This is a genomic window from Streptomyces sp. NBC_01304 (genome assembly GCF_035975855.1).
GTDB lineage: Bacteria > Actinomycetota > Actinomycetes > Streptomycetales > Streptomycetaceae > Streptomyces.
On sequence record NZ_CP109055.1, the window covers coordinates 8222529 to 8236181 of the forward strand.

Below are 13653 nucleotides of genomic sequence, written 5' to 3' on the forward strand. Positions count from 1 at the left end.
CAGCCTACAGAGCGGGCAGTACGGGCAGCAGGGCGTCGTCGCAGTCCAGTCCGGCACCCTCACGGCGGCCCGAGAGCCAGCCGAGCAGGGCGGGGGCGGCACCTATGACGGAGACCGGCTCGCCGTCCGCGCGGCCGGTGGACCACTGCCTGCCGTCGGTGGCGGTGAGCTGGATCCGGGGGACCGCCGCGTTGCCGGCGAAGCGGTCCGTGAGGAAGGCGATCTCGCGGCCCGTGAAGTCGGCCGACAGATCCTCGAGTTCGTAGCCGATGCCCAGATCGACGTGGTGCAGCTCGACCTCGATCAGGCGGCGGAACGGCACCCGGGACGCCGAGTCCGTGACGCCGTTGCGCAGCTCGACCGTGCGCGACCAGTCGGCGGGCTCCTCGCCCACGGCCTGGAAGCGGGCGGCGCTGTCGCGGATGTCGTCCAGCTGTTCGGCGAGGGGACGCGGGGCGTCCCGCTCGATGTCGGAGTCCCGCGCCTCGGCGCTCGTATACATGGGCCGGCCTGCGAGGACGTTGACGAGCGCATCGGCGTTCCGGGCGAGGTGGGCGAGGACGTGGCCCCGGGACCAGCTCGGCAGCCGTGACGGACCGGCCACTGCCGCGTTGTCCAGTTTGGCGGCAGCGGTGAGCAGCCGCTCGGTCGCTTCACGTACAAGAACCAGGTCGCGCACATGATCACTCATGGCGTCGACGATAGCGCCGCCACTCATTCGGGTGAAGGCGGCGGACCAGACCCGTAAATCGAATGCGCGTGCTATAGAGTCGGGCGCGGCGTCGGGCATGCTTGAAGGCCCCGGATTGTTACCAACCAAGGAATCCGAACGGCGCTGTCAGTGGCTCCCCCTAGTCTGTGAAAGATGACCGGGGCCCCGCCCCTGTCACTCTTCTCAAGAAAGGTGCGGACCGGCGTGGCCGACCGTCTCATCGTCCGTGGCGCGCGCGAGCACAACCTCAAAAATGTCTCGCTCGACCTCCCGCGCGACTCGCTCATCGTCTTCACCGGGCTGTCCGGCTCCGGCAAGTCCTCGCTCGCGTTCGACACGATCTTCGCCGAGGGCCAGCGGCGCTATGTGGAGTCGCTCTCCTCGTACGCGCGCCAGTTCCTCGGCCAGATGGACAAGCCGGACGTCGACTTCATCGAGGGCCTGTCCCCGGCGGTCTCCATCGACCAGAAGTCGACCTCGCGCAACCCGCGCTCGACGGTCGGCACCATCACGGAGGTCTACGACTACCTCCGCCTGCTGTTCGCCCGCATCGGCAAGCCGCACTGCCCCGAGTGCGGCCGGCCCATCGCCCGCCAGTCGCCGCAGGCCATCGTCGACAAGGTGCTCGAGCTGCCCGAGGGCAGCCGCTTCCAGGTGCTCTCGCCGCTGGTGCGCGAGCGCAAGGGCGAGTTCGTCGACCTCTTCAGCGACCTGCAGACCAAGGGCTACAGCCGCGCCAGGGTGGACGGCACCACGATCCAGCTGTCCGAGCCGCCCACGCTGAAGAAGCAGGAGAAGCACACCATCGAGGTGGTCATCGACCGCCTCACGGTGAAGGACAGCGCCAAGCGCCGCCTCACCGACTCCGTGGAGACCGCGCTCGGTCTCTCCGGCGGCATGGTCGTGCTCGACTTCGTCGACCTCCCCGAGGACGACCCCGAGCGTGAGCGGATGTATTCCGAGCACCTCTACTGCACGTACGACGACCTGTCCTTCGAGGAGCTCGAGCCCCGTTCCTTCTCCTTCAACTCGCCCTTCGGCGCCTGCCCGGACTGCACCGGCATCGGTACCCGCATGGAGGTCGACCCGGAGCTGATCGTTCCGGACGAGGACAAGTCGATCGACGAGGGCGCCATCCACCCGTGGTCGCACGGCCACACCAAGGAATACTTCGGCCGACTCACCACCGCCCTCGCCGACGCCCTCAGCTTCAGTACGGACACGCCTTTCGCGGCCCTGCCGCAGCGCGCCAAGAAGGCCCTGCTGCACGGCCACAAGACCCAGATCGAGGTCCGCTACCGGAACCGGTACGGCCGCGAGCGGGTCTACACCACGCCCTTCGAGGGCGCGGTGCCCTTCGTCAAGCGGCGGCACTCGGAGGCGGACAGCGACGCCAGCCGGGAGCGCTTCGAGGGCTACATGCGCGAGGTGCCCTGCCCCACCTGCGCGGGCACCCGTCTCAAGCCGATCGTCCTCGCGGTCACGGTCATGGAGAAGTCCATCGCCGAGGTCTCCGCGATGTCCATCGCCGACTGCGCGGACTTCCTGGGCGAGTTGAAGCTCAACGCCCGCGACAAGAAGATCGCCGAGCGCGTCCTCAAGGAGGTCAACGAGCGGCTGCGCTTCCTCGTCGACGTCGGCCTGGACTACCTGTCGCTGAACCGCGCCGCGGGCACCCTCTCCGGCGGCGAGGCCCAGCGCATCCGGCTCGCCACCCAGATCGGCTCCGGCCTGGTCGGCGTGCTCTACGTCCTGGACGAGCCGTCCATCGGCCTGCATCAGCGGGACAACCACCGCCTCATCGAGACGCTGGTCCGGCTGCGCGACATGGGCAACACCCTCATCGTCGTCGAGCACGACGAGGACACCATCAAGGTCGCCGACTGGGTCGTCGACATCGGCCCCGGCGCCGGTGAGCACGGCGGCAAGGTCGTGCACAGCGGCTCGCTCAAGGAGCTGCTCGCCAACTCGGAGTCGATGACCGGTCAGTACCTCTCGGGAAAGAAGTCCATCCCGCTCCCGGACATCCGCAGGCCCGTCGACCCGAGCCGCAGGCTCACCGTGCACGGCGCCCGGGAGAACAACCTCCAGGACATCGACGTCTCCTTCCCGCTCGGCGTCCTCACGGCCGTCACGGGCGTCTCGGGCTCGGGCAAGTCGACGCTGGTCAACGACATCCTCTACACCCACCTCGCCCGCGAGCTGAACGGCGCCCGCAGCGTCCCCGGCCGGCACACGCGCGTGGACGGCGACGACCTCGTCGACAAGGTGGTGCACGTCGACCAGTCACCGATCGGCCGTACGCCGCGCTCCAACCCGGCGACGTACACCGGAGTCTTCGACCACGTCCGCAAGCTCTTCGCGGAGACGACGGAGGCGAAGGTCCGCGGGTACATGCCCGGCCGGTTCTCCTTCAACGTCAAGGGCGGCCGCTGCGAGAACTGCTCCGGTGACGGCACCATCAAGATCGAGATGAACTTCCTGCCGGACGTGTACGTGCCGTGCGAGGTCTGCCACGGCGCGCGCTACAACCGGGAGACCCTCGAGGTCCACTTCAAGGGCAAGTCCATCGCCGAGGTCCTGGACATGCCGATCGAGGAGGCGCTCGACTTCTTCGAGGCCGTGCCGACCATCTCCCGGCATCTGCGCACGCTGAACGAAGTCGGCCTGGGCTACGTCCGGTTGGGCCAGTCCGCGCCGACGCTCTCCGGTGGTGAGGCGCAGCGCGTGAAGCTGGCGAGCGAGCTGCAGAAGCGGTCGACGGGGCGGACCGTGTACGTGCTCGACGAGCCGACCACGGGTCTGCACTTCGAGGACATCAGCAAGCTGATCAAGGTGCTCTCCGGCCTGGTCGACAAGGGCAACACGGTGATCGTCATCGAGCACAACCTCGATGTGATCAAGACCGCGGACTGGGTCGTCGACATGGGCCCCGAGGGCGGCAGCGGGGGTGGGCTCGTCATCGCGGAGGGCTCGCCCGAGCAGGTCGCCGGGGTCGGGACCAGCCACACCGGGAAGTTCCTGCGGGACATTCTGGGGGCGGACCGGGTCAGCGACGCCGGGGTGCCTGCGGCGCGTAAGCCGGTGAAGAAGGCTGCGGCCAAGAAGACGGTTGCGGCGGCCAAGGTTGCGCCGGCGAAGAAGGCGGTCACGGCCAAGGCCGGGGCGGTCAAGAAGGCGGGCAAGGCTGCGCCGGCGAAGAAGGCAGCTCGGGCCAAGAAGGCGTAGTTCCTCCCCACCCCGCCCCTTCCCGAAAGTTCTGCGGACGGCTTCAAAGATTGTCCTCAAACGCCGGACGGGCTGACTTTGCCAGCCCGTCCGGCGTTTAAGGACACCGCCCGAAGGGCGGAAGGCTTCGCGGAATCACGGGAAGGGGCGGGGAGGGGAAGATTCACTTAGCGTGGCCCCATGCCTGCCGTCGAGTGGCTGAAGGGCGCAGCCAAGCAGCCTTACTGGGAGCGGCCGAGCCGCAACTACCTGGTGCGGCGCTGGCCCGATCTCTTTGCCACCTGCGTGGCCATCCTGTTCTTCTGGACCTCGCTGACCCCTTCCCTCGTGCCCAGGCCCTGGCTGCTCCAAGGCGTCATCGGCGGGATCACCGCCGCGATCGGGTACGCGGTCGGCTCGGTGTTCGCCGCCCTCTTCCGTGCCGTCGTGCGACGGCATGCCGGGGCACGGGCCAGGGCCCGGTGCTGGCAGGTGTTCTGGGTGCTCAGCCTGGTCGGCTCCGTCCTGCTGCTCTGGCACAGCGCCCATATGCAGCGCCAGCTCCGTGCGCTGCAGGGCCTGGCACCCACGTCGGCCTGGTGGCACAGCCCGCTGATCGGGATCGTCGCCGTGGCGCTCTGGCTGCTGATCCTCGCGGCGGCACGCTCCGTCCGGCTCGGGTCCAGCAAGCTGATCCACTGGCTGGACCGACACCTGCCACGGCCCGTGGCCATCGGGCTCGGACTCCTGCTCACCACGATGATCGTGGTGACCGGACTGCGGGACGTCGTCTTCGACCGCGGCGTCATCGACGTCGCCGACCGCATCGCCAAGGCCACCAACTTCGGGACCACGGAAGGCATCACCAAGCCCACGTCCCGCTCTGTCTCCGGCGGCCCGGACTCGCTGATCAGCTGGAAGGACCTGGGCCTGCAAGGACGTAACTTCACCGGATCCGTGCTCAGCAGTGAGAAGATCTCCGCCTTCACCGGACGGGCCGCCAAGGACCCGGTACGGGTGTACATCAGCTCCTCGGCACCCGAGGCATTCAGCGAGCACGAGCCGTTCAAGGCCCAGGCCCAGCTGGCCGTCCGGGAGCTCAAGCGGACCGGCGCCTTCGACCGCAAGGTCCTCGCCATCGCGGGCACCACGGGATCGGGCTGGATCGACTCGGGCATCGTGGAGTCCCTCGAGTACATGTACGGCGGCGACACCGCCATGGTCGCCGTGCAGTACTCGTACCTGCCGAGCTGGGTGTCCTTCCTCGTCGACAAGGAGAAGGCCGGGCAGACGACCCGCGCCCTGGTCGAGGCGGTCCAGGCCGAGGTGCACAAGCTGCCCGCGGACCGCAGGCCCAAGCTCGTGGTGACCGGGGAGAGCCTCGGCGGCTACGCGATCGAGGCGTCGTACGGCAGCGTCGACAGGCTCCTCGGCAACACCGACGCGGCGCTACTGATCGGTGTGCCCAACTTCTCGCCCGTCGCGCGGGAGCTACGGGAACGGCGGGACGAGGGCAGCCCGATGTGGCGGCCGCAGTTCGAGGACGGCAGGAACATCCGGTTCGCCCAGTTCCCCGAGAAGGACCTCAAGCGGCCGCCTGCGACCTGGGGGCAGCCGCGCGCCGTCTATCTGCAGAACGCCTCGGACGCGGTCGTCTGGTGGTCGCCCGACCTGCTGTTCCAGCGCCCGCAGTGGCTGGACAAGCCGCTCGGCCCGGACATCAGCCCGGACATCGACTGGTTCCCGTTCGTCGGGTTCTGGCAGACCACCGTCGACATGGCGGTCTCGTACGGCGTGGACGCGCCGCACGGCCACCGTTACGGGGCGGGCCCGGTGGACGGCTGGGCGGCGGTTCTCGCGCCGCCCGGCTGGACAGAAAAGGACACCCGGCAGCTGCGGAAGCACATCGAGGGACGCAAGGCTCCCTACTGATCCGCGACCGCCGAAGGCAGGGCGCCACCGCAGCACATGGCTGAGCCGCCACCGCACCGCAAGCTTGATGATCTGTGCCGGTATCGTCGGGTCCGTCATCGCCGTTCACGTCGTCCACGCGCGTTCACCAGGGGAGTTCCCATGTCCGGCCAGCCCGCCGCCCGTCGCACCGTCCTCAAGGGCGCCGCCCTCGCGGGCACGGCAGGCCTCGGCCTCGCGGCCTGCTCGACCGAATCGAAGGTCGGGCACGCCGAGAACCCCGTCCCCACCGCCCCTGTCGACCTGGGCGCCGCGGACGCGGTGCCGGCCGGCGGCGTCAAGCTCTACCGCGAGGAGCGGCTCGTCGTCAGCCGCGACGACAAGGGGAAGTGCAAGGCGTTCAGCGCGCAGTGCACCCACGCGGGCTGCGTCCTGACCAAGATCGACAAGGACGGGGGGCACTGCCCCTGCCACGGCAGCAGGTTCGATGTGCGGACCGGCGAGGTGCTCGAGGGCCCGGCGACCGTGCCGCTGCCCAAGGTCGACGTCCGCGAAGAGGGCGGCAAGCTGATCGCGGGCCCGAAGGCCTGAGGCTCCGCCGCACGCTTTTTGAGCCCCGAGGGCTGTAGCCCCGAGCCCCGAAGCCTCAAGCCCTCGAGCCCGAGCCCGGACGCGCAGCCCGCTCAGTCCCAGTCCCACCCGATCCCCAGAATCCCCGCCCGCACCTGCGGCTCCACCAGATGCACCGACCGGTGCCGTCCGCTCAGTGTGAGCTCCTCCCGAGCCACACGCGCGGACGTGGCGGAGCGCTGGGCGAAGCGGTGGCAACGTACCGGAAGGGCCTCCTCCGCGAACCGGACCTGCAGTACGTACTGCCCGCCCGTGAAGCTGAAGCCGCGTACGTACTCCGCGCTCGGCCCGGCCGTACCGTCGTCGAAGCCGTAGCGGAACACATGGGTCTCGCCGGCGCGCAGGCGCGCGTCGAAGAGCAGCTCGGCGACCAGGACGCCCGTCGGGGCGTGCCAACGCACCCGTCCGGTACGGCAGTTCTCCAGTGCGTGCACGACCACGCGCTCCGGCGCGCAGCCCGGGTCGCCATGGTGGATGGCGACATAGCGGTCGATGCCTTCTCTATGTGCGCGCACCACATGGTGCGAGTCACGGCCGAGCATCTCGCGTTCCGCGCCGATCCGCACCCGCTCGTGGTGCCCGACAGTGTGCAGCCCTCCGTCGAGCGGCGACTCCAGCTCGCCGAGCAGCGACTCCACGGCGCCGGCAACCTCCATGAGGGACCGGTACGAACGCGTCGCAGGGCGCTCGGAGTCGGCGTGCGTGCCGCCCGGGCTGAGCAGCCGCAGGAGCGAGTCCGCGGGTAACTCCAGCACCTGCTCCAGGGCGCTGACGGCCCGCAGCGACTCGGGACGCTGCGGGCGGCGTGCACCCTGCTGCCAGTAACTCAGGCTGGTCACCCCGACCTTGACGCCGTGGCTCGCGAGATGATGCTGGACCCGGTGGAGGGGCAGTCCGCGTACGCTGATGGCCGCGCGCAGCGCGACATGGAAGGGCCCCTTCCGTAGTGCTGCCACCAAATCATCGGCCACCAGGGCGGATTGGCCCGGATGCCCCGCCCCGCCCCGGGCGCTCCCCGGTGCCGTCCGGGTGGGGGCCAAGGCGGCCCGCGCGTGTTCTGTGCCGCTCCGCATCGCGGCGGCCCCCTCCCTGTGAAAATTCACAGCCGACGCCCGGCCTTCCTGCGCTGGTCGGCGCGGTTTCCTGGTCGGGGTGCAGTCCGCGTTCACATCTGTACGCAAGCGTTCACGCCCCATCTCCCTCCGCATTGAAGCGTGTTGACCTGGACGCGACAACTCCCTGATGCTCCTCAGTAGCGTCCGGACGCGCTCCTCCACCCACCCCCCGCTTCGGGAGGAACGCGATGCGCAACCGAAAGAGACAGCTGCTGTCGGCGGCAGCCCTGGTCGCGGCGGCCCTGTTCGCCGCGCCGGCGGCGACCGCCACGGCGGCGACCGCCCCGATCGACCGGGCCGCCCCCACGGCCACGACCGACACCGCGACCACGACCGGGACGTCGAAGGCAGGCCCCGGCGACGTCTCCGCACTCGCCACCAAGCGCCTGAACATCACCATGCAGGCGCAGCAGAACTCCAACTGGTGCTGGGCCGCGGGCGGCAACACCATCGCCACCTGGTTCGGCCGCACCTATTCGCAGAACCAGTTCTGCAACGCCGCGTTCGGCCGCGCCCAGGGCAGCACCTGCCCCAACTCGCAGGCCACGCTCGGCAATGTGCAGGACGGCCTCGACTGGGCAGGCATCAACCCCGGCTCGTACGTCAACGGCTGGCTGCGCTACGCGACCGTGCAGACCGAGATCAACTCCAACCGGCCCATCGAGACCCGCATCCAATGGTCCAACGGCGGCGGCCACATGCACGTCATCTACGGCTACGACGATGCCAACAGCTGGGTCTACTGGGGCGACCCCTGGCCCTCCAGCGACCGCTACAACTGGGCCTCGCACTCCTGGTACACCAACAACAACTCCTTCTCCTGGACCCACTCGCTCTACCGGATCGGGGCGTGAGCGCGATGAGCATCCCCGTCACTGTGAAAGCGGCGCTCACAGGCACAACTGCCGCCCTGCTGCTCGGCCTCGGCGCCCCGCACGCCCTGGCCGACTCCGGTCCGGCCGTCGCCGCCGACGGCACGACCACCGCCTCCGACGCCTCGCGGGCCGCCGCCCACAAGGCCGCCGCCGCGCCCGGGACGCTCGACACCCTGTCCCGCTTCTTCGCCCGTGACGGCGCCCTCACCAAGGCCGCCGTGGACCCGAGGATCGAAGGCGCGGCCGTCCCCGTGTACTACCTGTCGCCGGAGTTCGTCGCAGGCAAGAAGGGTGCCCCGATAGGGCGGTTGCAGTTCCTCGCCAGCAAGGCGGTCGCCTCCGACGGCCAGGAGGCCTCGCTGTGGACCGTCAAGCAGGGCGCCAAGTGGCAGGTGGTCAACATCGCCACGGGGGACGACGAATCGCACTACGCGCGCGTGGGTGCCGACAAGCTCCCCGGAGGCACCGTCTTCCGTGAGCCGCAGATCGACGCCTGGTACGTACAGCAGGGCACGCGCGTGCTGCCGCTGGACGCGGACGCCAAGCGCGCGGTGGGCGCCGGCGGCACCTCCCTGACCGCCTACCAGGACCGCGTCGAGGAGGCGTACGGCGACAAGCTGCCGGGCTCCGCCTATGCCAAGTCGGGCAAGGCGGGCGGGTACGGGAAGCAGTCCGGGAAGGCCGCCGCCCCGCAGGCTGCCGCCGCCCCGGCGAGCACCGACCCCGCGGTCACCGTGGCCTCCACGGCGGCGGGCCTCGGCGGCCTCTTGGCCCTCGTCCTCGTCGCGGCTCGCGCGCTCAGGAAGCGGCGCTGAGCGCTCCGCGGGGGCTACGGGATCTCCGGCAACTCCGCTATCTCCGGTAAGTCACCCGCGGGCGTCGTGGCTGGTCGCGCAGTTCCCCGCGCCCCTTCGGGGCCCTACCGACCGGCCCTGGTCAGGTCCGCCCTCTACCACTGGGCGGACCTGATCCGGCGATGTGCGGCAGGAACCCTTTCCTCCGGCCGGCACGCGCGCGACGCTGACATCAGTGCTGGACAAGCGCTGGACATCAGCCCTGAGCAGGGAGCCCGCGATGCCCACCCGAAACCACCGACGCACAGCGGCCGCGGCACTCACGGCCGTCTGCGCCCTGCTCGCCGGCTGCTCGGGCACGGTCGGCCAGGTCGACATCGACCCCGGCCCTTCCTCGGTCGCCCCCTCCACCGCAGCCCCGCCGCCGACCGCGAAAGCCACCCTCGCCACCCTCACCAAGGTCGACGACCACCCCTTGTGGACGATGACCTACCAAGGCGGATACGGCGACATCACCGCACCCCCCACCCCCGCCGAGCCCACCCCGGCCGTGGCCCGACGCCCCTTCGCCTGCTCCCTGTTCCTCGCCGCGGGCGACAAGAGCGCCCCGCTTTTCGGCCGCAACTTCGACTGGGACGAGCACCCCGCGCTGCTCCTGTTCACCGACCCGCCCGGCGGCCACGCCTCGGTCTCCGTGGTCGACACCTCGTATCTCGGCGTGAACGCGGCGAGCGATTTCACCAAGCACCGCGACCGGCTCCTCAAGGCGCCGTTGCTGCCCTTCGACGGCATGAACGACAAGGGCGTCGCCATCGGCATGGCGTCCGTCACCTCCGCCGAGCCGCCCCCGGGCGGAAAGCCGATCGGCAGCGTCCGCATCCAGCGCCTGGTCCTCGACCGGGCCGACTCGGTCCCCGAGGCGCTGCGCCTCTTCAAGACGTACGCACCCGACTTCACCGGAGGCCCGCCACTGCACTACGTGGTCGCCGACGCGGCCGGGCGCTCCGCGCTCGTCGAGTACGTGGACGGAAAGGTCGTCGTCCACCGCGGCGAGGCCACCTGGAACGCGGCGGTCAACTTCATCATGACCGGCTCCGACCGCGCCGAGCAGCAGGCCGACGACCGCTATCGCACCCTCGGCGCCCGGCTCACCGCCACCGACGGAGCGCTCTCCACACCGGGGGCCCTGCAACTCCTCGAAGACGTGGCGCAGCAGCACACCCGCTGGTCCGTGGTCTACGGACTGAAGACCGGCAAGGTGTCCCTGGTCACGGGCCAGCACTGGCGCACCGTGCACGAGTTCGAGCTGCCCATGCGGTGAGCCCCGGTTGTCGGTCCCCGCAAGTAGGGTGATTCCCATGGCCGACCCTTCCAGCTACCGCCCCAAGCCGGGGCAGATCCCCGACTCGCCGGGGGTCTACAAATTCCGCGACGAGCACCGCCGGGTGATCTACGTCGGGAAGGCGAAGAGCCTGCGCCAGCGGCTCGCCAACTACTTCCAGGACCTGGCGAACCTGCACCCGCGCACCCGCTCCATGGTGACGACCGCCGCGTCCGTGGAGTGGACGGTGGTGAACACCGAGGTCGAGGCGCTGCAGCTCGAGTACACCTGGATCAAGGAGTTCGACCCGCGGTTCAACGTCAAGTACCGCGACGACAAGAGCTATCCGTATCTCGCGGTCACCATGAACGAGGACTTTCCGCGGGTCCAGGTGATGCGCGGCGCCAAGAAGAAGGGCGTGCGCTACTTCGGTCCGTACGGTCACGCGTGGGCGATCCGCGAAACCGTCGACCTCATGTTGCGTGTTTTCCCCGTACGCACCTGCTCGGCCGGTGTCTTCAAGAACGCCGCGCGCACCGGGCGGCCCTGCCTGCTCGGCTACATCGGCAAGTGCTCGGCACCCTGTGTGGGCCGCGTCGACGCCGAGGAACACCGTGAACTGGCCGAGGACTTCTGCGACTTCATGGCCGGCCGCACGGGCGCGTACCTGCGTCGTCTCGAAAAGGAGATGACGGAGGCGGCCGAGGAGATGGAGTACGAGCGGGCGGCCCGGCTGCGTGACGACATAGAGGCGCTCAGACGTGCCATGGAGAAGAGCGCCTTCGTCCTCTCCGACGACACCGACGCCGACCTCATCGCCCTCGCCGAGGACGAGCTGGAGGCGGCCGTCCAGATCTTCCACGTACGCGGCGGCCGGGTCCGCGGCCAGCGCGGCTGGGTCACCGACAAGGTCGAGGCGGTCACCACGGCCGACCTGGTCGAGCACGCCCTGCAGCAGCTGTACGGCGAGGAGAGCGGCGACGCCGTCCCCAAGGAGGTGCTCGTCCCCGCCCTGCCGGAGCCGTTGGCGCCCGTCCAGGAATGGCTCGGCACCCGCCGCGGCAGCAACGTCAGCCTGCGCATCCCGCAGCGCGGCGACAAGCGCACCCTCATGGAGACCGTGCAGCGCAACGCCCAGCAGTCGCTCGTCCTGCACAAGACCAAGCGCGCCTCCGACCTGACCACCCGCTCCCGGGCCCTGGAGGAGATCGCCGCCGCCCTCGACCTGGACAGCGCCCCGCTGCGCATCGAGTGCTTCGACATCTCGCACCTCCAGGGCGACGACGTCGTGGCGTCCATGGTCGTCTTCGAGGACGGCCTGGCCCGCAAGGGCGAGTACCGGCGCTTCGAGATCAAGGGCTTCGAGGGGCAGGACGACGTCCGCTCCATGCACGAGGTGATCACGCGCCGCTTCAGGCGCTACCTCGCCGACAAGGAGAAGACGGGGGAGTGGTCCGATCAGGACGGCCAGGACCCCGCCGCGCGTGCCACCGAGGTCCCGGCCCAGACCCCCGAGGACGACGGACGTCCGAAGAAGTTCGCCTACCCGCCCCAGCTGCTCGTCGTCGACGGCGGCCAGCCGCAGGTCGCCGCCGCCAAGCGGGCCCTGGACGAGCTGGGCATCGACGACATCGCGGTCTGCGGCCTGGCCAAGCGCCTGGAGGAGGTCTGGCTGCCCGAGGAGGACGACCCGGTCGTCCTGCCACGCTCCAGCGAGGGCCTCTATCTGCTGCAGCGCGTGCGAGACGAGGCGCACCGTTTCGCCATCCAGTACCAGCGCGCCAAGCGTGCCAAACGGTTCAAGGCGAGCCCCCTGGATTCCGTGCCAGGACTGGGCGAGACACGCAAGCAGGCACTCATCAAGCACTTCGGTTCGGTGAAAAAGCTGCGATCCGCCACAATTGAGCAGATCTGTGAGGTGCCCGGGATAGGCCGCAAGACGGCCGAGACCATTGCCGTGGCCCTCGCCCAGGCGGCACCCGCCGCCCCTGCGGTCAACACCGCGACCGGAGAGATCATTGAGGACGAGGCACCCGCAGCGGCGGGCGCCGCGGAGGAGCCCGCGACGGCGGGCACCTCGGACGAACGGGGGCTTCAGACATGACCGAGCGCGACGAGGACGGAGCACAGGTGAGTACGGGCAGCACCGGCACCACGGCCGGCAGCAACGGCACCCCTGCCACGGCCAACGGGACGACCATAGAGCCCGGCGAGGCGGCCGAGGCCGCCATCCCCGAGCTGGTGATCATCTCCGGCATGTCCGGCGCGGGCCGCTCCACCGCGGCCAAGTGCCTGGAGGACCTCGGCTGGTTCGTCGTCGACAACCTGCCGCCCGCGCTGATCCCCACCATGGTCGAGCTCGGCGCGCGCTCGCAGGGCAATGTCGCGCGGATCGCCGTCGTCGTGGACGTACGCGGCCGTCGCTTCTTCGACAACCTCCGGGATTCCCTCGCGGACCTGGAGTCGAAGAACGTGACGCGGCGCATCGTCTTCCTGGAGTCCTCCGACGACGCCCTGGTCCGCCGCTTCGAGTCGGTCCGCCGCCCGCACCCCCTTCAGGGCGACGGCCGCATCACCGACGGCATCGCGGCCGAGCGCGACCTGCTGCGCGAGCTGCGCGGCGACGCCGACCTGGTGATCGACACCTCCAGCCTGAACGTGCACGAGCTGCGCGCCAAGATGGACGCCCAGTTCGCGGGCGACGAAGAGCCCGAACTGCGCGCCACCGTCATGTCGTTCGGCTACAAGTACGGCCTGCCCGTCGATGCCGACCTCGTGGTCGACTGCCGCTTCCTGCCCAACCCGCACTGGGTCCCTGAGCTGCGTCCCTTCACCGGTCTGAACGAGGAGGTGTCGGGCTACGTCTTCAACCAGCCGGGCGCCAAGGAATTCCTCGACCAGTACTCCGAGCTGCTCCAGCTGATCGCCGCCGGTTACCGCCGCGAGGGCAAGCGCTACGTGACCATCGCCGTGGGCTGTACGGGCGGCAAGCACCGCTCCGTCGCCATGTCGGAGAAGCTCTCCGCGCGCCTGGCCGCCGAGGGCGTCGAGACCGTCCTCGTCCACCGCGACATGGGGCGTGAGTGAA

General features: G+C 69.9%; 10 protein-coding genes. 8 read left to right on the forward strand and 2 right to left on the reverse strand.

The window, feature by feature from the left end:
* Positions 1–4: 4 nt before the first annotated feature.
* Positions 5–691, reverse strand: a complete 687-nt coding sequence (locus OG430_RS36540; protein WP_327356935.1) for a maleylpyruvate isomerase family mycothiol-dependent enzyme — start codon at positions 689–691, stop codon at positions 5–7.
* Between the two features lie 225 nt (positions 692–916).
* Between OG430_RS36540 and uvrA the strand changes: the two genes are divergently transcribed.
* The 3 genes from uvrA to OG430_RS36555 all read left to right on the forward strand — a co-directional run bounded on the left by uvrA (position 917) and on the right by OG430_RS36555 (position 6421).
* The gene (gene uvrA, locus OG430_RS36545) at positions 917–3940 is read left to right on the forward strand and encodes an excinuclease ABC subunit UvrA (protein WP_327356936.1); all 3024 of its coding nucleotides are present in this window, start codon (positions 917–919) and stop codon (positions 3938–3940) included.
* 180 nt (positions 3941–4120) lie between these two features.
* On the forward strand, positions 4121–5851 hold the full coding sequence (locus OG430_RS36550) for an alpha/beta hydrolase (RefSeq protein WP_327356937.1): 1731 nt from the start codon (positions 4121–4123) through the stop codon (positions 5849–5851).
* A 141-nt stretch (positions 5852–5992) separates the two neighbouring features.
* Positions 5993–6421, forward strand: coding sequence for a Rieske (2Fe-2S) protein (locus OG430_RS36555; protein ID WP_327356938.1), 429 nt, complete (start codon positions 5993–5995; stop codon positions 6419–6421).
* Positions 6422–6513: 92 nt separating this feature from the next.
* Here OG430_RS36555 and OG430_RS36560 read toward each other — a convergent pair whose 3' ends face one another.
* Positions 6514–7533: a hypothetical protein gene (locus OG430_RS36560; RefSeq protein WP_442816621.1), complete on the reverse strand. Its 1020-nt coding sequence runs from the start codon at positions 7531–7533 to the stop codon at positions 6514–6516.
* A gap of 230 nt (positions 7534–7763) precedes the next feature.
* Here OG430_RS36560 and OG430_RS36565 point away from each other — a divergent pair, with 230 nt between their 5' ends.
* The 5 genes from OG430_RS36565 to rapZ all read left to right on the forward strand — a co-directional run bounded on the left by OG430_RS36565 (position 7764) and on the right by rapZ (position 13652).
* Positions 7764–8429 carry a papain-like cysteine protease family protein gene (locus OG430_RS36565; protein ID WP_327356940.1) on the forward strand — a complete coding sequence of 222 codons (666 nt, stop codon included), beginning with the start codon at positions 7764–7766 and terminating at the stop codon, positions 8427–8429.
* Between the two features lie 5 nt (positions 8430–8434).
* Positions 8435–9265 carry a hypothetical protein gene (locus OG430_RS36570; RefSeq protein ID WP_442816755.1) on the forward strand — a complete coding sequence of 277 codons (831 nt, stop codon included), beginning with the start codon at positions 8435–8437 and terminating at the stop codon, positions 9263–9265.
* A 259-nt stretch (positions 9266–9524) separates the two neighbouring features.
* Complete coding sequence (locus OG430_RS36575) at positions 9525–10565, forward strand: C45 family peptidase (protein ID WP_327356942.1); 1041 nt, start codon at positions 9525–9527, stop codon at positions 10563–10565.
* A gap of 37 nt (positions 10566–10602) precedes the next feature.
* Positions 10603–12669 carry an excinuclease ABC subunit UvrC gene (gene uvrC / locus OG430_RS36580; RefSeq protein WP_327356943.1) on the forward strand — a complete coding sequence of 689 codons (2067 nt, stop codon included), beginning with the start codon at positions 10603–10605 and terminating at the stop codon, positions 12667–12669.
* Positions 12666–13652, forward strand: coding sequence for an RNase adapter RapZ (gene rapZ / locus OG430_RS36585; RefSeq protein ID WP_327356944.1), 987 nt, complete (start codon positions 12666–12668; stop codon positions 13650–13652). Before uvrC ends, rapZ begins: the two co-directional genes overlap by 4 nt.
* Position 13653 lies beyond the last annotated feature (1 nt).